The sequence below is a fragment of the Stutzerimonas stutzeri RCH2 genome (assembly GCF_000327065.1).
Lineage (GTDB): Bacteria > Pseudomonadota > Gammaproteobacteria > Pseudomonadales > Pseudomonadaceae > Stutzerimonas > Stutzerimonas stutzeri_AE.
Genome location: NC_019936.1, coordinates 2,484,379 through 2,508,930 on the forward strand (window position 1 = coordinate 2,484,379; position 24,552 = coordinate 2,508,930).

A 24,552-nucleotide genomic window follows, 5' to 3' on the forward strand; every position below is an offset into this window, starting at 1 on the left:
ACGCCGCTTTTGCATTCCTCGTCATCCGCAGGCGCGTGCGTCCAGAAAGCGGAGCGCGCGGTACAGCAGTTCCGTTTTGGGCATGGCCACATTTACGCGAGCGGCAGCATCAAGCGGGGCAGCATAGATCGCGTCGAGCTCCATCGGTCGACGCTGGAACCTGTCGTGGTACATGCTGGGAAGATAATCAGGCATCCGCGCGGTGCCCATCAGGAGCTTTTCGGTGAAATCCTCCGGCATCGTATGCCCCAGCGCCTGCGCCGCCGCGCAGACTTCCTGCATGATGGCCTTGATCTGCGAGCGCGAGTCTTCATTGCCAAGCAGGGCCTCTGTACCTGCATCAAGCAGCGCCGAGAGACCATTGAACGGTACGTTCCACACCAGCTTCATCCAGCGCGCCTGCGCCAGACTGGGCATGGCCGATGAATCCACGCCCGCCTGGCGGAACATCTCAACCATCTCGTTCAGCAGGGCGAGCTGTGCTTGCGCATCATCGCCTGCGGGTCCGGAGTGATAGCCGAGGTTCACCCCGCCCAGGGCCTGATGCTCAACCACACCAGGCGCCGAGCGATGTGCACAGATCGCGCACAGCCCACCCAGCAGATGCACGCTATCAGCTAAGTACGGCCTGATCGCATCCTCCACATCCAACCCGTTCTGCAGCACCACGACTTTGCAACCAGGCGCCGCCAGCTGCGCGATGATGGGGCCCAGCGCATCGTTGCTGGTGCTCTTGGCGCCGACCAGCAGCCAGTCGCAAGCAGGCATCTGCGCCGCATCACAGTAGGCTTGAGGCTGCGCAAGCGGCAGCGGGCCGTGCACAGCGCTGTTGACCTGCAGCCCTCGCTCACGAACGGCGGCGTACTCACTGCGCAGCAGAAAATGCACATCGAAACCGGCGCGGGCCAACATCACGCCATAGAAACCGCCGATGGCACCGGTACCAACGATGCCGATACGTGGAATTGCTGCAGACATACGCACTCCAGATCCATGGGCTGGCTGCACCCGGCGCCAACCAGTTGAAAACTCGCACGATAGCAGCCCGGCAGTGCCTGGCACAGCGCCTCCACCTGCCACACCAGGCGCAGCATGCCGATCACCTCAATAGGCCATCAATCTCGTTGTCGAGCCAGCCCTTTAGCGCTAAGGTTCCGTTTCCCCGCTGCGCCCTCAGGCTATGTTCCGCCGCACCGGGATCGCTGGCGGACGGCTCCCGTGATTCCTGACGAGTAACAAATGGCTGATTTACCGATCGACGACCTCAACGTTGCCTCCAACGTGACCCTAATCACGCCGGAGCAACTGAAGCGTGAAATTCCGCTGACTGCCTCTGCACTGCACACCGTTTCCCACGGTCGCCAGGTGGTCCGTGACATTCTCGATGGCAAGGATCACCGCCTGTTCGTGGTGATCGGCCCCTGCTCCATCCATGACCTGAAGGCCGCCCATGAATATGCCGAGCGCCTGAAGGTGCTGGCTGAGAAGGTATCGGACAGCCTGTTTCTGATCATGCGGGTCTACTTCGAGAAGCCACGCACTACCGTCGGCTGGAAAGGCCTGATCAACGATCCGTATATGGATGACTCGTTCAAGATCCAGGATGGCCTGCATATCGGCCGCAAGTTGCTGCTCGACCTGGCCGAAATGGGCCTGCCGACTGCGACCGAAGCACTCGACCCCATCTCGCCGCAGTACCTGCAGGATCTGATCAGCTGGTCGGCCATCGGCGCCCGCACCACGGAATCACAGACGCACCGCGAGATGGCTTCAGGCTTGTCCTCGGCAGTTGGCTTCAAGAATGGCACCGACGGCAGCCTGACCGTCGCGATCAACGCGTTGCAGTCGGTTTCCAGCCCGCATCGCTTCCTTGGCATCAACCAGTCCGGCGGCGTCTCCATCGTCACCACAAAGGGCAACAACTACGGCCACGTCGTGCTGCGCGGCGGCAATGGCAAGCCTAACTACGATTCGGTCAGCGTTGCACTGTGCGAGCAGGAGCTGACCAAGGCTGGTATCCGCCCGAACATCATGATCGATTGCAGCCATGCAAATTCGAACAAGGACCCCGCGCTGCAGCCGCTGGTGATGGACAACGTCGCCAACCAGATCCTGGAAGGCAACGACTCCATCGTCGGGCTCATGGTCGAGAGCCACCTTGGCTGGGGCAACCAGGCGATTCCGAAAGATCTGTGCGATCTGAAGTATGGCGTGTCCATCACCGACGCCTGTATCGACTGGGACACCACCGAGAAAGCAGTCATGAGCATGCACGACAAGCTCAAGGACGTTCTGCCCAAGCGGCAGCGCACCTGAAACGAAAAAACGCCGCTCTGCGGCGTTTTTTTATGCTTTCGAGCAGGTGTCTTCCGGCTTCAACCGGTTTCGCTCGATATAGCGCTCGACATAGGAGCACGACGGAATGACCTGGTATCCCTCGCGCTCGGCGTAATCGAGCGCATGTTGCGCCAGCACCGCGGCAATTCCGCGGCCACGCAGCGCGTCAGGTACGAAGGTACGGTAAATATCCAGCGTTTGTTTGCCCAGGTCCATGTACGCCAGGTAGGCGCAGTGGCCATCGATATCGGCCTCGAAGCGATGACCCGCCAGATCATGGCGGACGCGCACCGTGTCGCTCATTTCGACTCCTCAGCAGGATCGCCCTGTCTTCTTGTTCTCGGCGGGCTACGGCAGATCGTGCTATATCCGTAACCCAAACATACACAGGTGTCTTTTCTACCTGTTTCGCTCCGATTCGACCAGCCTCCTGTTGCGCATTATTTGTGCACGGCGCGGCCGGAACTTTTGACTGGCAGAGGGATCTGGCAACTAGGACGCTATGTAAACCGGGCTCGCTGGATGTTTTTTATCCAACTTGCGGAGATGAGAGCTAAAGCAAAGGCGGTTTGAAAAAAAACCTGTAGTACCGCAGCCAGCTCAGTTTACTTAAGCTAAGTTATAGGTAGTATGTGCGCGCAAACTTTCCATAACGGAAGTTGCTTTATGGATTTCCACCTTAAGGGGAACAAGATGAACAACGTTCTGAAATTCTCTGCTCTGGCTCTGGCCGCAGTACTGGCTACCGGTTGCAGCAACAGCATGACCAAAGAAAGCGAAGCTCGCCTGACCGCGACCGAAGACGCCGCTGCTCGCGCCCAGGCTCGCGCTGACGAAGCGTACAGCAAGGCCGACGAAGCTCTGGCCGCCGCTCAGAAGGCTCAGCAGACTGCTGACGAAGCCAACGAGCGTGCTCTGCGTATGCTGGAACGCGCCAGCCGCAAGTAAGCTTGTAGAAAATAAAAAGCCGACCTGCAAGGTCGGCTTTTTTTATTCACGCAGAAAAGCAGTTAGAACAACTGCTCCTCATGGACAGCGACTTCCGTCCGCTGCTCCGCGATCTGAATCGGCAAGCCATCCTCGCCAGCGATGATCTCGCGGACCATTTCCCAGTCCAGATGCAGCTTACCGGCAGCCTCGTCACGCTTGAGCAGCGTATTGATGACGACTGCATGCTTGTCCATCAGGGTGAGCGTCTTCTGCTCGCCATCTTCCAGCGGTGCATGAGCTTCCAGGTAAACCTTGCCCTCGCTCACGCCGAATTTGTAGGGCTCATCGATGATCCGTACCGGTGTACCCACCTTGACCATCTTCGCCAGCTCCAGCACGTTGTGATTGAGCATGCGGAAACAACCGTGGCTCACCCGCATACCGATACCGAACTTCTTGTTCGAGCCATGGATCAGGTAACCGGGAAGCGCGAGGCTCATCTTGTACGGGCCCAGCGGATTATCCGGCCCCGGCGGAACCACCGTCGGCAGCGGATCGCCATCGGCGGCGTGCTCGTCACGAATGGACTGCGGCGGATACCAGGCAGGGTTGCTGGTCATCGCTGAGATACGCGTGTTGCCGACCGGCGAGCCCCATCCTTCGCGCCCGATTCCAAGCGGGAAGGTATGCACGACATTCTCGCCTTGCGGGTAGTAGTACAGGCGGTACTCGGCAATATTGATCACGACGCCTTCACGCGGACCCGGCGGCAGGATGAAGCGGGTTGGCAGGATGATGTCGGTGCCCTCGCCCGGCAACCACGGATCGACTCCTGGATTGGCCGCAACCAGCTCCAGATAACCGAGATCATGGGTTTCACCAATGGCTGCGAAAGTGTCTTCGTACTTGGCCTTGATGACCTGAATCTGACCAACGATGTCCTCACCCTCGGGCGGCAGTGGCAGCTCGAGGGCCGCACTGGTGCCTGCCGAAAGCAAAGCAGCGAATGACAAACAGGAGGCGACTGCAAACGCGCGCGAGGGCATTCAGAGATCCTTGAAACTTGGGCTATGGAAATGGTGCGATTGTACTTGAACTGGTGAAAAATTGAGCTACCAGGCCGCAACGGCAGACGGAAGGCCTTTGCGTCGAGCCTCCAGCAACTGCCGACAGTTCGGGCACAGTTGCCGGTCCTTCAATGTGGCGCGCTCGAGCTCCTTCCAGCGAGGTTGGGCTGGCAACAGACCACCACAGAGGGTCCGGTCTGCACTGCCGCTCAGCTCAAGCTGACGCAACGCCAGATGCAGTCGATTTTCGCGGCAGGCGAACATGTCGTACTGCTCGTCCGGCACGATGATTCGATAAGCGTAAAGGGTCCTGGCTGAGCGCGACATCTGAGGCTCCAATCGAGGGCGCGACAGTAGCTGCGCACACGCCTCAAAGCAAGGGTTCGAGCGCTGGCCAGACGGTCTCCAGCAACTGAGTCTGCGCCTCTGCAGTCGGATGAATACCATCAGCCTGCATCATGCCCGCAACGCCGCCGACACCCTCCAGCAGGAACGGCACATAAGCCACAGGTTTCTCCGCAGCGAGCGAGTCGAACGCATCGGCGAAAGCGCGGGTGTAACGCTGCCCGAGGTTTGGCGGCATACGCATACCCAACAGCAGCACCTCGGCTCCAGCGTCTCGACTGCGATCAATCATCTCGGCAAGATTCTGTTTCAATTGGGCCGGCGACTGCCCACGCAGGCCATCGTTGCCTCCCAGCTCGAGAATCACCACCTCGGGTGCATGTTCCTTTAGCAGCGGATCGAGCCGCGCGAGCCCGCCAGCCGTGGTGTCGCCGCTTATAGAAGCGTTCACGACGCGCCGCTCCTTGCCCTCCTCAACCAAGCGTTGTTGCAACAGATGCACCCAGCCCTGGCTGGTTTCCAGGCCGAAAGCGGCGCTGATACTATCGCCGACCACCAACACGGTTCCTGCCAGCGCTCCCTGAGCCCAACACAACAGAACCAGAGCCCCGCACTTCAGCCAACTACGCATCGGATCTCCTCATGAGCGGCAACATTCTCGACGCCCGGAACCTTAACAAAGTGGTACCCAGCGCGGAAGGCGAGCTGAGCATCCTGGCCGACCTCTCGCTACAGCTGGCCAAGGGCGACAGCCTTGCGATCGTCGGCACCTCCGGCTCTGGCAAATCCACTCTGCTGGGCCTGCTGGCAGGACTGGATCTGCCCAGTTCTGGTGAAGTGCACCTGGCCGGCCACGCGCTTGCGGCATTGGATGAAGACCAGCGAGCACGAGTGCGCGCCGAACACGTCGGTTTCGTCTTCCAGTCTTTCCAGCTGCTGGACAGTCTGAACGCCCTGGAAAACGTCATGCTGCCACTGGAGCTGGACGGCCGCCGCGATGCGCGCGAGCGGGCAACCGAATTGCTGGCCCGGGTCGGGCTGGGCGAACGCCTGCATCACTATCCGCGCCAACTCTCGGGCGGCGAGCAACAGCGTGTCGCGCTGGCCCGCGCGTTTGCCGCCGAGCCGGACGTACTGTTTGCCGACGAGCCGACCGGTAACCTCGATACCCATACCGGTGCGCACGTCACCGAGCTGCTGTTCGAGCTCAACCGTGAGCGTGGTACCACGCTGGTGCTGGTGACACACGATGAACGTCTGGCCAAGCGCTGCCATCGGATGATTCGCCTCGAAGGCGGACGGCAGGTTGCTGCCGAGACAGCCGAATGATGCGCATGCCCAAAGCCCGCCTGCTCGCCCTGGCTTATCGCCAGCTGCTGCGTGACGCCCGAGCGGGCGAGCTGCGCGTGCTGTTCTTTGCCCTTGTGGTGGCGGTCGCTGCAAGCACCGCGATCGGTTATTTCGGTGCACGTCTGAACGATGCGATGCTGCTGCGTGCCAGCGAGTTCCTCGGCGCCGACATGGTACTGAGCGGAAGCGCGCCCGCCTCGCCGGAGCAGATCGAAGCAGGCAAGCAGCTGGACCTCGATCACGCACAGGTTGTCGAGTTCTCCAGCGTTATCGCGACCGAGCAGGATCTGCAGCTTGCCAGCGTCAAGGCAGCCAGCAGCAGCTATCCGCTGCGAGGCACGCTGCGTAGTGCAGCGCAACCTTACGAGGCCGAACAGCCAGGCCAGGGCCCTGCGCCCGGCGAAGCCTGGGCCGAAGCTCGGCTGTTTGCGGCCTTGGAACTGCAGATCGGCGACAGCATCGAGGTCGGCAGCAAACTGTTGCGCCTGACCCGTGTGCTGACCTACGAGCCGGATCGCGTCGGCGACTTCTATAGCCTGACGCCGCGCGTGCTGATGCACCTGGATGATCTGGAAGCAACGGGCGTCGTGCAGCCCGGCAGCCGCGTTCGCTATCGTGAGCTGTGGCGCGGCGAGACGGCGACGCTGGCGGCCTATCAGCAATCGATCCAGGCCGGACTGCAGGCACACCAGCGCATCGAAACGGCCAATGACAGTAATCGACAGATCGGTGGTGCGCTTGGCCGCGCGGAGCGTTACCTGAACCTGGCCAGCCTCGCCGCGATCCTGCTGGCTGGCGTCGCGGTCGCCCTCTCCGCTGCCCGCTTCGCCACACGCCGCTTCGACGCCAGCGCACTGCTGCGCTGCCTGGGATTGTCACGCAATGACGCCCTGCTCTTATACACGCTGCAACTTGCCATGCTCGGCGTGTTGGCCAGCCTGGCAGGCGCCCTGCTTGGCTGGGCAGCGCAGCACGGACTGTTCTTTCTTCTGCGCGACCTGCTGGCGCAGGAGATTCCGCCCGGTGGCGTCTGGCCTGCTGCAGCGGGCATTGCCACTGGTCTGGTAGCGCTGGCCGGCTTCGCCCTGCCGCCATTGGCTGCGCTGGGTCGTGTGCCGCCGCTCCGCGTGCTGCGCCGCGACATGCTGCCCGTACCGCCGAGTGCCTGGCTGGTGTACGGCACCGCGATCTTCGCCCTCGGCCTGATCATGTGGCGCCTGAGCCTCGATCTGAAGATCACGCTGGCCCTGCTTGGCGGCGGCCTGCTCGCCACGCTGCTGCTGGGCGGCTTGCTACTGCTCGGCCTGAAGGGGATGCGCCGTCTGTTGGCCGGAGCCTCGTTGAGCTGGCGTCTCGGGCTTGGGCAACTGTTGCGCCACCCATTGGCCGCAGCCGGACAAGCCCTTGCCTTCGGCCTGATCCTGCTGGCTATGGCATTGATAGCCCTGCTACGTGGCGAGCTGCTCGACACCTGGCAGGACCAGCTCCCCGACAACGCACCCAATCACTTCGTGCTCAACGTGCTTCCCGCCGAGAAGGATGCCTTTGCCGAGCGTATCGCGGCGCTTTCCAATCACGCCGCCTCCTTGTATCCGGTGGTGCCGGGCCGGCTTATTTCCATCAACGACGAGCCGGTCCGCCAGTTGGTCAGCAAGGAATCCCAGGGCGAACGCGCGATCCGCCGAGACCTGAGTCTGACCTGGGCGGCCGACCTGCCGAAGGACAACCACCTGGTTGCCGGGCAGTGGTGGACTGAGCGGAAGGCGACGGACCTTCCCGGCGTATCCGTCGAGGCCGAGCTCGCCGAAAGCCTGCAATTGAAACTTGGTGATCGCCTTTCGTTCACCATCGGCGGGCTGACCCGCGAAGCCAGCGTCACCAGCCTGCGCGAGGTCAACTGGGACAGTTTCCAGCCAAACTTCTACATGATTTTCGAGCCCGACACGCTCGAGGGAATGCCCGCGACCTACATGACCAGCTTTCACCTGCCGCCCGGCAAGGAGCGCGAATTGGTGGAGCTGGCTCGCGCGTTCCCCTCGGTCACGCTGTTGCAGGTCGAGGCGCTACTGGCTCAGTTGCGCAGCATTCTTGCGCAGGTGTCGCTGGCGGTGGAGTACGTGCTGCTGTTCGTCCTGGCGGCCGGACTGGCGGTTCTGTTCGCCGGCCTGCAGGCAACGCTGGATGAACGCATTCGCCAGGGCGCGCTGCTGCGGGCCCTCGGTGCGGAACGTCGACTCCTGCTACGCGCGCGTCGCGCCGAGTTTGGCCTGCTGGGCGCCGCCAGTGGCCTGCTGGCCGCGCTCGGTTGCGAGCTGGTTAGCGCTCTGCTTTATCACTACGCATTCGACTTGCGCTGGCAGCCGCATCCCTGGTTGCTGGTATTGCCGCTGATCGGCGCCTTGCTGGTGGGTGGTGCCGGGCTGATCGGTACACGCCGAGCACTCAATGCCAGCCCGCTGACCGTACTGCGCGAGAGCTGAAGCGCTACAATCGGCGCTTTTCAAAAGGTCTCGAAGCCCATGAGCCGCTACCGCCCGCCCCGCCCAGCCGGCACGCCGCTGATCACACCTGAAGGCGAAGCCCGGCTGCGCGCCGAGCTGCACGAGCTCTGGCACGTCAAACGTCCGCAGGTGACCCAGTCAGTCAGCGAAGCGGCGGCACAGGGCGATCGTTCGGAGAACGCCGAATACACCTATGGCAAGAAGATGCTGCGCGAAATCGACAGTCGTGTACGTTTTCTGACCAAGCGATTGGAAAAGCTAAAAGTCGTCAGCGAGCGCCCAAGCGATCCAAACAAGGTGTATTTCGGCGCCTGGGTGACGCTGGAGGATGAAGACGGTGAAGAGGCCCGCTATCGAATCGTCGGCCCCGATGAACTCGACCTGCGCCAGGGGCTGATCAGCATCGATTCTCCGCTCGCGCGTGCTTTGGTGGGCAAAACGCTTGATGCGGAGGTTCAGGTGCAGACGCCTACTGGCAACAAACTCTGGTACGTAGTGGCCATCGACTACCCATGACCACACAGTCAAACCTAGAATATAAAGTCACGATCTGCAGCGATCATGCCGCTTAAATCCAGCAATAATCGATAAAAATCGCGACTATCACCTTCCAACCCACTTCAGCGTTTCGCTTGGTAACAGCCGCGCTGCGCTGCGTTGATCTCATCGCGATATCACTCTTTCCAGACTCCGCCAGCTAGAGCGCCACAGGCGCAACGCGGTGGTTCTGGCACGAATGCTGCGCTAGCCCATGCGCAGTACGCGCCCCGCGCGGTGAACGGCAACGGACTGCCCACAGCCCGATTCACATTCGAAGAGTGCGTCCATGAACAAGAACAAAACCTTGCTCGCCCTCTGTCTCGGTAGCGCCCTGGTGCTAACCGGTCAGGCTTATGCTGCTTCTGGCAGCGGCTACACCGCTACGAAGTATCCGATCGTGCTTGCCCACGGCATGCTCGGCTTCGACAGCCTGCTCGGCATCGACTACTGGTATGGCATTCCGAAAGCATTACGCCGGGACGGTGCCCAGGTCTATGTGACGGAAGTCAGCCAACTCAATACCTCCGAGCTGCGCGGCGAAGAGCTGCTGGCGCAGGTGGAGGAGATCGTCGCGATCAGCGGCAAACCGAAGGTCAACCTGATCGGCCACAGCCACGGCGGCCCTACGGTGCGCTATGTCGCCGGCGTTCGACCGGACCTGATTGCCTCGGTAACCAGTGTCGGCGCGCCGCATAAAGGCTCGGACGTGGCCGACCTGATCCGCAAGATTCCTGAGGGGTCTTCCGGCGAGGCGATTGTCGCCGGGCTGGTGAACGCCATGGGCACGTTCATCAACTTCCTTTCCGGCAGCTCCAGCAGCGCTCCGCAGGATTCGCTGGGCTCACTGGAATCGCTCAACAGTGAAGGTGCTGCCCGCTTCAATGCCAAGTTCCCCCAAGGCATTCCAACGACGGCCTGCGGCGAGGGGGCATACAAGGTCAACGGTGTGCACTACTACTCGTGGAGCGGCACCAGCCCACTGACCAATGCGCTGGATATCAGTGACGCCATGATGGGTGCTGGCTCACTGGCCTTCAGCGGGCCCAACGATGGTCTGGTCGGACGCTGCAGCTCGCATCTGGGCATGGTGATTCGCGACAACTACCGCATGAATCACCTGGACGAGGTCAACCAGTTCATGGGCCTGACCAGCCTGTTCGAAACCGATCCGGTCAGCGTCTATCGCCAGCACGCGAATCGAATGAAGAACGCAGGTCTGTAGCCCTTCATCAACTCATGTACCAAGGCCGGGATCGATGACCCCGGCCTTCACCGCTGGGCACTTTCATGAGCCGATACATTCTTTTGCTGGTACTGGCCGTTGGGCTAAGCCTGACCATCATCCTGAGCCGATCCGCCACCGCACCGACTCCAGTCGCTGAGCAACCCCCTCCTGCCTCGTCGACGCCCTCGGCAAGCACCGCGCCGCTCGGCCAAGCAGCAGTGAGCAAACCGCAGCCGCAGGTATCGGCCAGGTTACCCACGTCATTCCAGGGCACCCAGGTCGATGGCCATTTGCGAGTGGACGCTGCTGGCAACCTCATCGTCGGAGCCGAGATCCGCCAGCTTTTCGATTACTTTCTAGCAGCGATCGGCGAGGAGCCGCTCAAAAACAGCATCGAGCGGTTGCGCCGCCACATCACCGCAGAACTGGCGGAGCCCGCCCGCGGCCAGGCACTGTCAGTTCTCAACCAATACCTGAGCTACAAGCGGCAACTACTTGAATTGGAAGCCTCTTATGCCCGCGCACCGGACCTGTCGGCATTGCGTCAACGGCTGCATGCAGTTCAAGCGTTGCGCGCACGCGTGCTCGATCCCGTGGTTCACCAAGCCTTCTTTGCACTCGACGAGGCCTATGATCGTTTCAGCCTGGAGCGCCTGGCGATTCGCTTCGATTCCGGATTGGACAGTGACGCCAAGGGCCGCGCCGTCGATCAGCTGCGTGCCGGACTGCCTGCTGAGCTGCAGGAGTTGTTGATGCCACAGCTGCAGACCGAGCTGCGTGAGCAGACCAATGCACTCGTGCAAAGCGGCGCCGGGCCTGAGCAAGTCCGGCAGCTACGGCAACAGCTGGTAGGCAGCGCTGCAGCCGACAGGCTCGATGCACTGGACCGCCAGCGCCAGCAGTGGCAGCAGCGCGTCACGACCTACCAGCAGGCACGGGCGAACATCGAGGCCTCTCGCGGCTTGGACGAGATCGAGCGTAAAGCCGCCATCGAACGACTGGAGGAGCAGCATTTCAACGCCAGCGAGCGCCTGCGCCTGCTCGCCGTCGCTCAGCAGAGGCAAGTTGGTGACGCGGAACGCTAGTTGGCCGCGGTCTTGCGGTCAGCCTCCAGCAGATAGCGCTCGCGGTGGTAGGCCAGGTAGTACTTGTTGACGCTGTTGACGTAGCCCACCACACCCATGCCGACGGTTTCCATGGCGATACGCTCAACCTGAAAGAACCACTGGTCCGGATTGAGGCCACGTCGACGGGCCTCGGCGCGCATGCTCTGCACCCGCTGCGGCCCGAGGTTGTATGCCGCGAGAATGAAGGCCATGCGCTCACGCTCATTCAGCCGCGGGCTGGCGAAGTGGTTGCGACGGATATTCGCCAGGTACTTCGCGCTGGCCTGCACATTATTGTCCAGCTGTTGAATGTTGCTTACGCCCATCGCGCGGGCTGTGGCGGGCGTTACCTGCATCAGCCCGGTCGCGCCGCCGGCTCCCTTCGCAGCCGGGTTCAGCGTGGACTCCTTGAATGCCAGCGCAGCAAGGTTCAGCCAATCCAGTTCGATCTGCTCGGCGTAGCGCTGCAGGGTTGGCCTAACCTTTTCCAGACGCTGCCGACCAAGCCGATCAAGGGGATATTGCACCTTGTACAGACGCCGGTAGACGCGTTCGAAAGCCGCATCCTGGTTGGCCGGCAAGGCAAAATCCTTGAGAAAGCGGTCCGCGCTAGCCCGCAGCATGCTGGCGTCCTTGCGTACGAACCAGTGCATGCTGGCCTTGTCGCCCAGACTCAGGTTCTGCTCGATACGCAGTTTCGGCATCACCTTGGCCCAGCGCTGCGCGATGGTCTGCTCGACCACGGTCGCCGGGTAGACGCCGGCCTGCACCATCTCCAGCACATCTTCGACCGCCAGCGTCGGATCGACCCATTCGACTACGATGGGCGCCAGCTTGCGCTCCATGAGCTGCTTGTTCAGCCGCGCCAATGCCGGCCCCGCGGCGCTACCCGGCGGCAAGGCAAGGCTGCGACCGGAGAGCTGTTCCAGACGCTGATAGCGCGGCCCACCTTGGCGGCCGACCAGCACCAGCGACACGTCGCGAACCACCGGTCTACTGCGACTGATGCCTTTCATGCCGGCGAGCGGCAGCAGTTCACCGGGTGCAACCAGATCGCCTTCGCCGCGCTGCAGCGCGCCGAGCAACTGATCCTTGGCTTTGGGAATGATCTTGAGGGTGATCGACTTTCCGGAGGCGGCATCGCGATTCAGGTGTTGCTCGAACGCGCGCAGCCGCGCGTACTCGACCCCAATCGCCTCGCCCTTGATCTCACCGGAGCTGTTACGGCTCTGGTTGACCAGCACCCGCAACACGCCACTGCGGCGAATTTCGGCCAGATCACGTACCTTGTCGGTCGATTGCCAGACCTCTGGCCCGGCCACGCGCGCGCTCGCCAACCCCGGCAGGAAAGCCAGCAGCAGGCAGAACAGAAGTGGCAGCAATCGTGGCATCGAGAACGCACCGGTCTGAAGACGCAGAGAACGCTAACGCGGTGCTCCCTGCCCGCAAAGGTGGCAAAGCCTCTCACAGGTCGCGCCTTTGCGCCAGTTTCGGCTCTAAACTGGTTTAAATATACACTTTATCTTATTGATTTAAATAGGCTTTATGTTTTCGAGGTCTTCATGCAACTGATCGACATCGGGGTCAACCTGACTCATCCAACGTTTGCCGCTAATCCGGCCGCGGTGGTCGAGCGTGCCAAGGCGGCAGGCGTGGTGCAGATGGTGCTTACCGGAACCAGCCTTGCTGAAAGCGAAGCGGCCCTCGGGCTCTGTCGGGAACTGGATGAATCCGGCCAACGGCTGTTCAGCACCGCTGGGGTGCATCCACACGATGCCAGCCAGTGGTCGACCGACAGCGCCGGCCAGTTGCGCGGTCTGCTACGCGAACCGCCGGTGCGGGCGGTTGGCGAATGCGGCCTGGACTTCAATCGCGATTTCTCACCCCGCCCGCAGCAGGAGCGTGCACTGGAAGAACAGTTGCAGCTGGCCGTCGAGCTGCAGCTTCCAGTCTTCCTCCACGAGCGCGATGCCAGCGAGCGCCTCGCGGCTATCCTGCGACCGTTCCGCGACCACCTCAAAGCCGCCGTGGTGCACTGCTTCACTGGCGAGAAGGCGGCGCTGTATGCCTATCTCGATCTTGACCTGCATATCGGCATTACCGGCTGGATCTGCGACGAGCGCCGCGGCACGCACCTGCACCCGCTGGTGAGAGACATTCCCGAGGGGCGGCTGATGCTGGAAAGCGACGCCCCCTACCTGCTGCCTCGCAGCCTGCGGCCGAAGCCCAAAAGCGGCCAGAACGAACCGGCCTATCTGCCGGAAGTCCTGCGCGAAGTCGCGCAGCATCGTGGCGAAAGCGCTGATCAACTGGCTGAACACACGACCCGCTGCGCCCGCTCATTCTTCGGCCTGCCTGACCTCGACTGATTCGCAAAATCTGCTCAAGCTCTGCGAACCGCGGCCGTTAATTGTTAGTCGCGCCGCAGAGCGCTTTTGCCGCGCCCCGGCAACCTCCTATAGAAGAAGAGCAGTCATGGCCGTCTGGATTCGCGATCTGTCGCTCAAGTACAAATTCTGGGCACTCAACATGGTGACCTTCGTCATCGCCTTGTTGCTGGTGCTCTATGCCGTGCAGTTGGAACAAACCGCCCGCAGTGCCGACGCCCAGCTGGCTGCGCAGGCGCGCGCTTCGCTGCTGGCCGCCTGGCCGGATTCCGCCGCGCTGCCACAAGCGCCGGATCTGCTGCTGTTCCAGGCAAACCAGCGCGCGTCGATCGAGGGCAAGCCAGTGGCCGACAGAGGTTGGACCGCCCTCACCCACGACCGCCTGTTCGCCAATAATCCAATGGTCGGAGCGCAGGTTGTCGCCCGCACCGATGGCTCCAGCATTGCGGTACTGGCGCGCACGCCGAGCGTGATGCAAGTGCTGGGACAGCACTTTTTCAGCTACGCCACTGCAGTCGCCGTGCTGATGCTTGGTCTGCTCGCCGCCTCCCAGCTGCTGATCCGCTTTCTGCTAAGCCACCTCAATACGCTCAAGGACGTCATGCTGCATGTCGAGCGCAGCGGCGATCTGCAGGCACGGGTACCGCTGGACAGCCGCGACGAAGTCGGCCAGATGGCCAGCGCGTTCAACGCCATGCAGGGCGGCTATCAGCGCGTGGTCAGCACCGTTGCCCAGGCCGCAGCCCGTCTGGACGAAGGTGCCAGCCGCCTCGCCACGAGCATGAACGACGTGCACAAGGGTATGCGCGGGCAACAGGGCGAAACCGATCAGGCAGCGACCGCCATCAACGAGATGAGCGCCACGGTGCATCAGATCGCAGAGCATGCGCGCGAAACCCGCGATCAGTCGCAGAACGCCGATCGCCTGGCCGGCGACGGCCATCGGGTGGTTGGCCGGGTGGAGAAGTCCATTTCCAGCCTGTCCCAGGGCGTGCAGCAGACTGGTGAGATGATCGAGCAGCTGGCTGCCGACAGCCAGAGGATCAACGGCGTGGTCAATGTGATCCATAGCATTGCCGAACAGACCAACCTGCTGGCGCTCAATGCCGCCATCGAAGCAGCCCGCGCTGGTGAACAGGGTCGCGGTTTCGCGGTGGTCGCCGATGAGGTGCGCAACCTGGCCAAGCGCGTGCAGGACTCCACCGACGAGATCACCCAGATGATCTCCGGCCTGCAGTCGATGACCCGCGACGCCGTGGAGTTCATGCAGGAAAGCTCGCTCAAGGCCGACGACTGCGTGCGGGAAGCCCATGACGCAGCGCAGGCGCTGGAGGCCATCGCCGATGCGGTCGCGCAGATGCGCGAAAGCAACACGCAGATCGCCGTGGCAGCCGAACAGCAAAGCCAGGTAGCCGAGGAGCTCAACCGCTCGGTTACCGGCATTCGCGACGTCACCGAGCGTACGGTGGAGCAGACCGTCAGCTCCGCCAGTACCAGCGCCGAGCTGGCAGCGCTTTCCGCTGACCTCAGTCGCGCCATCGGCCAGCTCAGGCTCTGAGCCGCTCTTAGCCGCCGCGTTGAATGCCACAACGCGGCGCGCGCTCGAAAAGCATGCATCACATCCCGCCAACGCCCCATGACGGGGCAGCCACCGTTCAGCGCCCGTTCTCCAGCGCCTACCATGCGCGATTGTCGTGCGTTGGCATCGCTCTTGCTTTGCTGACAGGGCAGGCCAAGCTGCTGCAAAAATTCGAAATAGCCGACTAGGGTTCCGACTCGCCTGCGAGTGACTGGTCCGAGAGTTGGCGACCTCCAGTGAGGTTACACGGCGGGATAAAAGCCCGGGAGAACAGCGTGATTGCACGCAGCTCCTGCGCTATCCCAAACACTGGAGGGTTTGCCATGTGCCCGTTCGAATCGGCTCCGCCGTTCACCGCCCTGCCCGCTCTCAAGGCCGTCGCAAACCGGGGCGCCTGCCCATGCGCCTGATCAATCGCTCACCCAGTCGCAGCGGCTGGCTCGCCCTGGCCATATTGCCCTTCGCGCTGCTGCTGGCGCTGTACCTGACCAGCTCCACCCAACGCCTGGAACTGAACCCCAACGACAAGCTGCTGCCCAGCTTCGGCCAGATGAGCGCCGCCGTCGAACGCCTCGCTTTCACCCCTGACAAACGCTCCGGCGACTATCTGTTCTGGCAGGACACCGCATCCAGCCTCAAGCGCCTCGGTATCGGCCTGGCCATCGCGGCAGTCGCGGGCCTATGCCTGGGTATTGCCGCCGGCACTCTGCCACTGTTTAGCGCGCCGCTTTCGCCGCTGCTCACGGTGCTTTCGATGGTGCCGCCACTGGCCATCCTGCCGATCCTGTTCATTGTTTTCGGCCTGGGCGAGCTGTCCAAGGTGATGCTGATCGTCATCGGCATCACCCCAATCCTGGCCCGCGACCTCGAGCAGCGTGCTCGCGAAATCCCCCGCGAGCTGCTGATCAAGGCGCAGACCCTCGGCGCCAACACCTGGACGCTGATCCTGCGCCTGGTCCTGCCGCAGCTGATGCCGCGCCTGCTGATCAGCCTGCGCCTGGTGCTCGGCTCGGCCTGGCTGTTCCTCATCGCCGCCGAGGCCATCGCCTCCACGGACGGGCTCGGCTACCGCATCTTCCTCGTGCGCCGCTACATGGCCATGGACGTGATCCTGCCCTACGTCGCCTGGATCACCCTGCTGGCCTGGGCCATGGATTTCACGCTGCGGCGCCTGACCCAGCTGCTGTTCCCCTGGTACGAAGGAGCCAAGGCATGAGCGCCAAACAAAGCGGAGTCGTCACCAGCGAGGCTTTGGCAAACCTGGAGCACACTGCTCGTGGGAATCGCACCGCGGACAATTCCACACCATTCATCCAGGTCAAAAATGTCTGGCAGGAATACGGCGACCAGGTGGTGCTGGAGCGACTGAACCTGAACATCGCCGAAGGCGAGTTCTGCACCCTGGTTGGTGCATCCGGTTGCGGCAAATCGACCTTCCTGCGCCTGCTGCTCGGCCAGGAAGCGCCCAGCCGTGGCGAGATCCTGCTCAATGGCCAGCCACTGGCCAACGAACCAGATGCCAGCCGCGGCGTGGTGTTCCAGCGCTACTCGGTATTTCCGCACCTGACGGTGCTGGACAACGTCGCCCTCGGCCTGGAGCTGCCACGCACCCCGCTGCTGGGCCGCCTGTTCGGGCGCCACAAGCGCGAAGCACGCGAGCAGGCCGCGCAGATGCTGCACAAGGTTGGCCTCGGCCATGCGCTGGACAAGTACCCGGCGCAGCTCTCCGGCGGCATGCAGCAGCGTCTGGCCATCGCCCAGGCGCTGATCATGAAGCCCCGCGTGCTGTTGCTGGACGAGCCGTTCGGCGCCCTCGACCCCGGTATCCGCAAGGACATGCACGCGCTGCTGCTGGAGCTGTGGCGGGAGACCCGACTGACGGTGTTCATGGTCACCCATGACCTGTCGGAAGGCTTCACCCTCGGCAGCCGCATCCTGGTCTTCGACAAGCCGCGCATCGATCCCCACGCCCCGGGCGCCTATGGCGCACGAGTGACCTACGACATTCCGCTGCACGAGGGCCGCCACGCTCCCGGCGCGTCCGCAGGCCTGCCGGCCGCCCTCGCCGACACTTTTCGCACTGCCTACCAAGGAGCCTGACATGAGCGCTTCACTCGCGATCCGCCCCACGCTGTACGAGGAAACCGTTCCCGGCGGCGGCCACACCTCCTTCGTTCTCAAGCGCGGCCAACTGCTGCGCCTGACCGATCTCGAAGGCGGCGCCAACGTCAGCGTCATGCTGCTCAACGCCAATGAAAAGAGCGAACGCCTCAACCTGCCGGACACGCTCAAGGGCCAGCACACCGCCAAGCTCAGCGCCGGGCATTGCCTGTATTCGGACATGGGCCGCGTGCTCGCCGCCATCACCGCCGACACCTGCGGCTGGCACGACAGCTTCGGCGGCGTGCTCAACGCTAAAGAGGTGACCGAAAAGTACGGCGAAGGACGCTACCAGGAACTGCGCAACGGCTTCTTCCGCAATGGCACGGACAACCTGCTGGTGGAAATGGGCAAGTGGGACCTGAACCTGCAGGACCTCTTGATGGTGCTCAATCTGTTCAGCCGGGTGGACGTCGATGCCGACGGCGCTTTCGCCTTTCAGCCCGGCAACAGCCAGCCCGGCGACTACGTCGAGCTGTACGCACCGATGGACACGCTGGTGATCCTCACCGCGCTGCAGCATCCGCTGGACCCGAATCCCGACTACGCGCCAAAACCGGTGCAGCTCAGCTGGCACAGCGTCGCCAGCGACGGCATCAGTGTGCTCTGCCGCACTTCGCGACCCGAGAATGGCCGCGCCTTCCATAACACCGAACGGCTGTACGTCTGAGGAGTGCCGAGATGACGATCATTGCAAGCAACCTGCACCCTGAAACCGCCGTGTTCCGCCACGAAATCCCTGCTGGCGAGCCGTATCTGTTCGAAGTGAAGGCCGGCCAGACCTTGCGCCTGCTCGATCTGGAAGGCAACCAGGCCGTGGACACGCTGTTCTTTAGCGCGAGGAATCCGCGCGAGCGCTACGACCCGCAACGCACCCTGCGCAAGCAGAATCGCGTCTACCTCACCACCGGCACGGTGCTCTATTCGAACCTTGGTAATCCGCTGCTGACCATCGTCGCCGACACCTGCGGTCGCCACGACACCCTCGGCGGCGCCTGCGCCCAGGAAAGCAACGTGGTGCGCTATGCGCTGGACAAGCGCTACATGCACAGCTGCCGCGACAACTTCCTGCGCGCCAGTCTGCACGACGGCCGCCTGAGCAAGCGTGACATCGGCGCCAACATCAACTTCTTCATGAACGTGCCGGTGACGCCCGAGGGTGGGCTGACCTTTGCCGACGGCATTTCCGCGCCAGGCAAGTACGTGGAGCTTAAAGCGGAGCAGGACGTGATCGTGCTGATCTCCAACTGCCCGCAGCTAAACAACCCTTGCAATGGCTGGAACCCGACCCCAGCCGAGGTGCTGGTGTGGGACTGATGCCGCTGTTGCAACGCTACCTGCTGCCGCTGCTGCAGGCGCGCTCCGGGCAGCGGCCCGACTTGCGGGCAATCAAGACCCCCTCTCCAACCACGGACGGCCGTGGCGCAGATGAATAAAGGCGGGACGGCCCGCCAGCCCTTCGAGGGTTACTGAAGATGTTCGACAAACTCCTGATTGCCAACCGCGGCGCCATTGCCTGCCGCATCCTGCGTACGCTGCGCGGCCTGGATGTGAAAAGTGTGGCCGTCTACTCCGAGGCCGACGCGGCCAGCCTGCATATCCAGCAGGCCGATGAGGCCCACAGCCTGGGCGAAGGCCCGGCCGCGCAGACCTATCTGGTGGTGGAGAAGATTCTCCGCATCGCCCGGGAAACCGGCGCAAGCGCCATCCACCCCGGCTACGGTTTCCTTTCCGAAAACGCCGCCTTTGCCGAAGCCTGTGAAGCCGCCGGCATCGCCTTTGTCGGCCCGACGCCAGAACAGCTGCGGATGTTTGGCCTGAAGCACACCGCCCGCGCCCTGGCCAAACAACGCGGCGTACCGATGCTGGAGGGCACTGAGCTGCTCGACAGCCTCGCCGATGCCCTCGGCGCAGCCGAGCAGGTTGGCTACCCGGTGATGCTGAAAAGCACCGCCGGCGGTGGCGGTATCGGCATGCGCGTGTGCCGCTCGGCGGCTGAACTGGCCGAGGCCTTCGACGCGGTCAAGCGCCTGGGGCAGAACAACTTCAGCGACGCCGGCGTGTTCATCGAGAAGTACATCCAGCGGGCGCGCCACCTGGAGGTACAGGTATTTGGCGACGGCCGTGGCGAGGTGATCGCTCTGGGCGTGCGCGACTGCTCGGTGCAGAGGCGCAACCAGAAGGTGCTGGAGGAAACCCCGGCGCCGAACCTGCCGGCCGGCATGGCTGAGGCGCTGTGCGAGGCGGCGGTCAAGCTGGCCAAGGCGGTCAGCTATCGCAGCGCCGGCACGGTCGAATTCGTCTATGACGCCGAGGCCGAGCAGTTCTATTTCCTCGAGGTCAACACCCGCCTGCAGGTCGAGCACGGCGTCACCGAGCAGGTCTGGGGCGTGGATCTGGTGCGCTGGATGATCGAGCTGGCGGCCGGCGACCTGCCGCCGCTGGTGGAGCTGGCGAGAGCGCTGAAGTCATCCGGCCATTCGATCCAGGCGCGCCTGTATGCCGAAGACCCGGGCCGGGATTTCCAGCCCAGCCCCGGCCTGCTCACCGTCGTGGATTTTCCCAAGGGCGACGGCAAAGCCCTGCGTATCGACACCTGGGTCGAGGCTGGTTGCGAGATTCCGCCCTATTTCGACCCGATGGTCGCCAAGCTGATCACCTGGGCGCCAGATCGCGAGAGCGCCCGGGCCGCGCTGGATACCGCGCTGGACGAGACCCTGCTCTACGGCGTGGAAAGCAATCGCGCCTACCTGCGCCAGATCCTCGGCTATGCGCCGTTCGCCGAAGGCAGACCCTGGACCCGCTGCCTGGAAGGCCTGACCTATAGAGCCACTACCTTCGAAGTGATCAGCGCCGGCACCCAGACCACCGTGCAGGACTTCCCTGGCCGCCTCGGTTACTGGGCTGTCGGCGTGCCTCCTTCCGGCCCGATGGACAACCGCGCGCTGCGCCTGGGCAATGCACTGCTGGGTAATCCGGAGGATGCAGCCGGCTTGGAAATCACCATGAGCGGGCCGATCCTGCGCTTCAACACCGATGCGGTGGTGGCAATTACCGGCGCGGAGATCCCGGTGAAGCTGGATGATGCCCCGCAACCCATGTGCACGGCGATTTTGGTCAAGGCCGGCAGCACCCTCGCCATCGGCACCATCGTCGGGGCCGGTGCGCGCAGCTATCTCGCCGTGCGCGGCGGGTTGCAGGTGCCGGACTATCTCGGCAGCAAGAGCACCTTCACCCTCGGCCAGTTCGGCGGCCACGCCGGCCGCGCCTTGCGTGCCGGCGACGTGCTGCACCTCGCCCCGCTCACTGACAGCGCCTGCGGCGCGAGCCTGCCGGCGGCGCTGTGCAGCGCCCTGCCGGCGGTCCGCGAGCTGCGGGTGATCTACGGCCCGCACGGCGCGCCGGAGTATTTCACCGAGGGCTATATCCAGACCTTCTTCGCCACCGACTGGGAAGTGCACTTCAACTCCAGCCGCACCGGCGTGCGCCTGATCGGACCCAAGCCCGAGTGGGTGCGCGAGAGCGGCGGCGAGGCCGGGCTGCACCCGTCGAACATCCACGACAACCCCTACGCCATCGGCGCGGTGGACTTCACCGGCGACATGCCAGTGATCCTCGGCCCGGACGGTCCGAGCCTGGGCGGTTTCGTCTGCCCGGTGACCATCATCGAAGCCGACCTCTGGCAGCTCGGTCAGCTCAAGGCCGGCGACAGAGTGCGTTTCGTACCGGTGGACGTGGCTAGCGCACGCCAGCTGGCCCAGGCAGCCAACATCGAGTGCGCCCGTCTTGCCGCCGCGCCGGTGCCGTGCGTGCCGGTGGCGCTACAGTCGCCCATCGTGCTGGATATCGGCGAGGCGGATACGCGTCTGGTCGCGCGCCTCTCCGGCGACACCCACCTCTTGCTGGAGATCGGCGCGCCGGAACTGGACCTGGTGCTGCGCTTCCGTGGCCATGCGCTGATGCAGGCGCTGGAAGCCAAGCAGTTGGACGGCGTTATCGACCTTACTCCCGGCATCCGCTCCCTGCAGGTGCACTACCAGCCGGAAACACTGGCGCTGCAAACGCTGCTCGACATCGTCGCCGGTGAATGGGACGCCGTGTGCGCCGCGCAGGATCTGAAAGTGCCATCGCGCATCGTTCACCTACCGCTGTCCTGGGACGACCCGGCCTGCACGCTTGCCATCGAGAAGTACATGACCACGGTGCGCAAGGACGCGCCCTGGTGCCCGAGCAACCTGGAGTTCATCCGCCGCATCAACGACCTGCCGGACCTCGACGAGGTGTACCGCACGGTCTTCGAGGCCAGCTATCTGGTGATGGGCCTGGGTGATGTATACCTCGGTGCGCCGGTGGCCACGCCGCTGGACCCACGGCATCGGCTGGTCACCACCAAGTACAACCCGGCGCGCACCTGGACCGCGGAAAACTCGGTCGGTATTGGTGGTGCCTACATGTGCGTCTACGGCATGGAAGGCCCGGGTGGCTACCAGTTCGTCGGCCGCACCCTGCAGATGTGGAACCGCTACCGCGCGGTAGAGGCCTTCGGCGGCCTGCCCTGGCTGCTGCGCTTCTTCGACCAGATCCGCTTCTATCCGGTCTCGGCAGAGCAGCTGTTGAAGATCCGCCGCGACTTCCCGCTGGGGCGCTACCCGCTGAAGATCGAGCAGACCGAGCTTCGCCTGTCGGACTACCAGGACTTTCTCGCCGCCGAGGCCGAAGGCATCGACGCCTTCCGCCGCCAGCAGCGCGCCGCGTTCGATGCCGAGCGCCAGCGCTGGATCGCGTCCGGCCAGGCGCATTTCGAGAGCGAGGAAGTCGCTGCCGACCTCGGCGAAGATGCTCCGCTCGGCAGCGGACTGCACGGAATCGAAAGTCATATCGCCGGCAACCTCTGGCAGGTGTCGGTAGCCGAGGGCGCGCGGGTCGAGGCCGGAGACGTGCTGGTGATCCTCGAGAGCATGAAGATGGAAATCCCGCTCACCGCACCGGTCGCCGGGGTGGTGAAAGAGGTCCGCGCCCAGCCCGGCTCGCCGGTGCGCGCCGGCCAGCGAGTGGTGGTGATCGAGGAGGCGTGAGCCCGAAGCAACCGTATCCACCAACCGGCCCAGCGGGCCGGCAACGAACATTGCGGTGGAAAAGGCTGCGCCGTTTTCCACCCTACGAGGAACATGAGATGACCACGACATTCGACCTGCGCCTGGCCACATTGAGCGCCGCCTACCGCGAAGGCACCACTACCCCGCGCCAACTGATCCTCGAACTACGCGCCAAGGCCGCCAAGCTGAACGGCGAGTTCAATGCCTTTATCCACCTGCTGAGCGCCGCAGAACTCGAACCGTTTCTCGCAACCTTGGAAGGCAAGGCACCCGCCGAGCTACCGCTCTACGGCATCCCCTTCGCCATCAAGGACAATATCGACCTGGCCGGCATCCCCACCACCGCCGCCTGCCCCGCCTTTGCCTATACACCGGAAACCAGCGCCACCCTCGTCGAGCAGCTGATCGCCCTCGGCGCGGTGCCGCTGGGCAAGACCAACCTCGACCAGTTCGCCACCGGTCTCAACGGCACCCGCTCGCCCTATGGCGAATGCCGCAACTCCGTGCACCCGGACTACCCCTCCGGCGGCTCCAGCGCCGGCTCCTCGCTGGCCGTGGCGCTGGGGCTGGCAAGTTTCGCCCTGGGCACCGATACCGCCGGTTCCGGCCGCGTGCCGGCGGCGCTGAACAACCTGGTGGGGCTGAAGGCGAGCAAGGGGCTGATCTCCACCGCCGGGGTGGTGCCCGCCTGCCGCACGCTGGATTGCGTGACCTTCTTCACCGCCACGGCCGCCGAAGCCAGTCAGCTGCTGGCGCTCACCGCCAGGCTCGATCCGCGTGACGAATACAGCCGCAGCAACCCGCTGTGGAACGACGGCTCGGCTTTTGGTCAGGTGAAATCCTTCCGCTTTGGCGTGCCATCGCAGCTGGAATTCCTCGGCTGCGCGGAAAGCCCGGCATTGTTCGCCGCCACCATCGAACAGCTGAAAGCCATTGGCGGCGAGCCGGTGGAAGTAGACTTCGCCCCCTTCCTCGAAGCTGCACGCCTGCTCTACGAAGGCCCGTGGGTCGCCGAACGCTACAGCGTGGCGGGCGAGCTGATCGAGCAGCAGCCCGACGCCGTGCTGCCGGTGATAAAGGCGGTGCTGGAAAAGGCACCCGGCACCACCGCCGTGCAGCTGTTCCAGGCGCAGTACCGTCTACAACAGCTCAAGGCCATCTGCGACCGGATCATGGCCGAGGTGGATTGCGTGCTGACGCCCGCCTACCCGCGCCCGGTCACCCTCGCCGAGCTTCACGCCGAGCCGGTCAAGCGCAACTCGGACCTGGGCTACTACACCAACTTCATGAACATGCTGGACTACGCCGCCGTGGCGGTGCCGGCGGGTGTAATGCGCAACGGCCTGCCCTGGGGCGTGACCCTGTTCGGCCGGGTGTTCACTGACCAGTACCTGTTGAGCCTGGCCGACGCGCTGCAGCGGCAACATGGCATCGCGCTAATCGGCGGCCAGTCGATCACCTCGCCCGCTCCGCAAAACCCGGCGCGCAACGACCGTGCCCGTGTAGTGGTCTGCGGCGCGCATCTGGACGGGCTGCCGCTGAACTGGCAGCTCAGGCAGCGCGGCGGACGGCTGCTGGAAACCACCCGCAGCTCGCCGGACTACAAGCTCTACGCCCTCGCCGGCGGGCCGCCGCTGCGCCCGGGCATGGTTCGCGTCGCCGAAGGCGGAGCGGCCGTCGAGGTTGAAGTCTGGGAGCTGCCGAGTCTGGAGCTCGGCTCCTTTCTCACCGGCATTCCGGCACCGCTCGGTCTGGGCAAGGTGCAGCTGGCCGATGGTCGCTGGGAAACAGGCTTCATCTGCGAGCCCTACGGCCTGGACGGCGCCCAGGACATCACCGAACTGGGCGGCTGGCGCGCCTATCTGAAAAGCCGCGGCTAAACGGCGGCAGCACACGGGGCGCCGGTGCCATGCAACCAGCAGTCCCGGC

General features: G+C 63.7%; 22 protein-coding genes and 1 riboswitch. Of the genes, 15 read left to right on the forward strand and 7 right to left on the reverse strand.

What is annotated here, in order from left to right:
- Positions 1 to 21: 21 nt before the first annotated feature.
- Both PSEST_RS11360 and PSEST_RS22305 read right to left on the reverse strand, forming a co-directional pair.
- Positions 22 to 978 (reverse strand): putative 2-dehydropantoate 2-reductase, encoded by a 957-nt coding sequence (locus PSEST_RS11360; RefSeq protein WP_015277119.1) that lies wholly within the window; start codon positions 976 to 978, stop codon positions 22 to 24.
- A complete protein-coding gene (locus PSEST_RS22305; RefSeq protein WP_198286425.1) occupies positions 912 to 1,094 on the reverse strand; it encodes a hypothetical protein in 183 nt (60 codons plus the stop codon). The genes PSEST_RS11360 and PSEST_RS22305 overlap by 67 nt, the downstream gene beginning before the upstream one ends.
- A 145-nt stretch (positions 1,095 to 1,239) precedes the next feature.
- On the opposite strand from PSEST_RS22305, the gene PSEST_RS11365 reads away from it, so the two are divergent.
- The gene (locus PSEST_RS11365; RefSeq protein WP_015277120.1) at positions 1,240 to 2,316 is read left to right on the forward strand and encodes a 3-deoxy-7-phosphoheptulonate synthase; all 1,077 of its coding nucleotides are present in this window, start codon (positions 1,240 to 1,242) and stop codon (positions 2,314 to 2,316) included.
- Positions 2,317 to 2,346: 30 nt separating this feature from the next.
- Here PSEST_RS11365 and PSEST_RS11370 read toward each other — a convergent pair whose 3' ends face one another.
- Positions 2,347 to 2,640, reverse strand: coding sequence for a GNAT family N-acetyltransferase (locus PSEST_RS11370; protein ID WP_015277121.1), 294 nt, complete (start codon positions 2,638 to 2,640; stop codon positions 2,347 to 2,349).
- A gap of 390 nt (positions 2,641 to 3,030) precedes the next feature.
- Between PSEST_RS11370 and PSEST_RS11375 the strand changes: the two genes are divergently transcribed.
- Positions 3,031 to 3,285, forward strand: coding sequence for an Lpp/OprI family alanine-zipper lipoprotein (locus tag PSEST_RS11375; RefSeq protein ID WP_003294452.1), 255 nt, complete (start codon positions 3,031 to 3,033; stop codon positions 3,283 to 3,285).
- Positions 3,286 to 3,347: 62 nt separating this feature from the next.
- On the opposite strand, the gene PSEST_RS11380 is transcribed toward PSEST_RS11375, so the two are convergent.
- The 3 genes from PSEST_RS11380 to PSEST_RS11390 form a co-directional block, all read right to left on the reverse strand.
- Positions 3,348 to 4,313, reverse strand: coding sequence for a L,D-transpeptidase family protein (locus PSEST_RS11380; protein ID WP_015277122.1), 966 nt, complete (start codon positions 4,311 to 4,313; stop codon positions 3,348 to 3,350).
- A gap of 66 nt (positions 4,314 to 4,379) precedes the next feature.
- Entirely contained in the window at positions 4,380 to 4,661 is a 282-nt protein-coding gene (locus PSEST_RS11385; RefSeq protein WP_015277123.1) for a hypothetical protein, read from the reverse strand.
- 43 nt (positions 4,662 to 4,704) lie between these two features.
- Positions 4,705 to 5,310: an arylesterase gene (locus PSEST_RS11390; RefSeq protein ID WP_015277124.1), complete on the reverse strand. Its 606-nt coding sequence runs from the start codon at positions 5,308 to 5,310 to the stop codon at positions 4,705 to 4,707.
- 11 nt (positions 5,311 to 5,321) lie between these two features.
- Here PSEST_RS11390 and PSEST_RS11395 point away from each other — a divergent pair, with 11 nt between their 5' ends.
- The 5 genes from PSEST_RS11395 to PSEST_RS11415 all read left to right on the forward strand — a co-directional run bounded on the left by PSEST_RS11395 (position 5,322) and on the right by PSEST_RS11415 (position 11,380).
- Positions 5,322 to 6,008, forward strand: a complete 687-nt coding sequence (locus PSEST_RS11395; protein WP_015277125.1) for an ABC transporter ATP-binding protein — start codon at positions 5,322 to 5,324, stop codon at positions 6,006 to 6,008.
- A complete protein-coding gene (locus PSEST_RS11400; protein WP_015277126.1) occupies positions 6,005 to 8,509 on the forward strand; it encodes an ABC transporter permease in 2,505 nt (834 codons plus the stop codon). Before PSEST_RS11395 ends, PSEST_RS11400 begins: the two co-directional genes overlap by 4 nt.
- A gap of 39 nt (positions 8,510 to 8,548) precedes the next feature.
- Positions 8,549 to 9,046 carry a transcription elongation factor GreB gene (greB, locus tag PSEST_RS11405; protein ID WP_015277127.1) on the forward strand — a complete coding sequence of 166 codons (498 nt, stop codon included), beginning with the start codon at positions 8,549 to 8,551 and terminating at the stop codon, positions 9,044 to 9,046.
- Positions 9,047 to 9,356: 310 nt separating this feature from the next.
- On the forward strand, positions 9,357 to 10,292 hold the full coding sequence (locus PSEST_RS11410) for a triacylglycerol lipase (protein ID WP_015277128.1): 936 nt from the start codon (positions 9,357 to 9,359) through the stop codon (positions 10,290 to 10,292).
- Between the two features lie 65 nt (positions 10,293 to 10,357).
- Positions 10,358 to 11,380 carry a lipase secretion chaperone gene (locus tag PSEST_RS11415; RefSeq protein ID WP_015277129.1) on the forward strand — a complete coding sequence of 341 codons (1,023 nt, stop codon included), beginning with the start codon at positions 10,358 to 10,360 and terminating at the stop codon, positions 11,378 to 11,380.
- On the opposite strand, the gene PSEST_RS11420 is transcribed toward PSEST_RS11415, so the two are convergent.
- Entirely contained in the window at positions 11,377 to 12,792 is a 1,416-nt protein-coding gene (locus PSEST_RS11420; RefSeq protein WP_015277130.1) for a transglycosylase SLT domain-containing protein, read from the reverse strand. The genes PSEST_RS11415 and PSEST_RS11420 overlap by 4 nt on opposite strands.
- Before the next feature lie 171 nt (positions 12,793 to 12,963).
- Here PSEST_RS11420 and PSEST_RS11425 point away from each other — a divergent pair, with 171 nt between their 5' ends.
- The 8 genes from PSEST_RS11425 to atzF all read left to right on the forward strand — a co-directional run bounded on the left by PSEST_RS11425 (position 12,964) and on the right by atzF (position 24,503).
- Entirely contained in the window at positions 12,964 to 13,770 is an 807-nt protein-coding gene (locus PSEST_RS11425) for a TatD family hydrolase (protein WP_015277131.1), read from the forward strand.
- 106 nt (positions 13,771 to 13,876) lie between these two features.
- Entirely contained in the window at positions 13,877 to 15,346 is a 1,470-nt protein-coding gene (locus PSEST_RS11430) for a methyl-accepting chemotaxis protein (protein ID WP_015277132.1), read from the forward strand.
- A gap of 194 nt (positions 15,347 to 15,540) precedes the next feature.
- Positions 15,541 to 15,638, forward strand: a riboswitch (guanidine-I (ykkC/yxkD leader).
- A 129-nt stretch (positions 15,639 to 15,767) separates the two neighbouring features.
- The gene (locus PSEST_RS11435; protein ID WP_041756641.1) at positions 15,768 to 16,583 is read left to right on the forward strand and encodes an ABC transporter permease; all 816 of its coding nucleotides are present in this window, start codon (positions 15,768 to 15,770) and stop codon (positions 16,581 to 16,583) included.
- Positions 16,580 to 17,467: an ABC transporter ATP-binding protein gene (locus tag PSEST_RS11440; protein WP_015277134.1), complete on the forward strand. Its 888-nt coding sequence runs from the start codon at positions 16,580 to 16,582 to the stop codon at positions 17,465 to 17,467. Before PSEST_RS11435 ends, PSEST_RS11440 begins: the two co-directional genes overlap by 4 nt.
- A 1-nt stretch (position 17,468) precedes the next feature.
- Positions 17,469 to 18,197 carry an urea amidolyase associated protein UAAP1 gene (locus tag PSEST_RS11445; protein WP_015277135.1) on the forward strand — a complete coding sequence of 243 codons (729 nt, stop codon included), beginning with the start codon at positions 17,469 to 17,471 and terminating at the stop codon, positions 18,195 to 18,197.
- A gap of 11 nt (positions 18,198 to 18,208) precedes the next feature.
- Positions 18,209 to 18,844 (forward strand): urea amidolyase associated protein UAAP2, encoded by a 636-nt coding sequence (locus PSEST_RS11450; RefSeq protein WP_015277136.1) that lies wholly within the window; start codon positions 18,209 to 18,211, stop codon positions 18,842 to 18,844.
- 158 nt (positions 18,845 to 19,002) lie between these two features.
- Entirely contained in the window at positions 19,003 to 22,602 is a 3,600-nt protein-coding gene (gene uca / locus PSEST_RS11455; RefSeq protein WP_015277137.1) for an urea carboxylase, read from the forward strand.
- 98 nt (positions 22,603 to 22,700) lie between these two features.
- Positions 22,701 to 24,503 (forward strand): allophanate hydrolase, encoded by a 1,803-nt coding sequence (gene atzF / locus PSEST_RS11460; RefSeq protein ID WP_015277138.1) that lies wholly within the window; start codon positions 22,701 to 22,703, stop codon positions 24,501 to 24,503.
- Positions 24,504 to 24,552 lie beyond the last annotated feature (49 nt).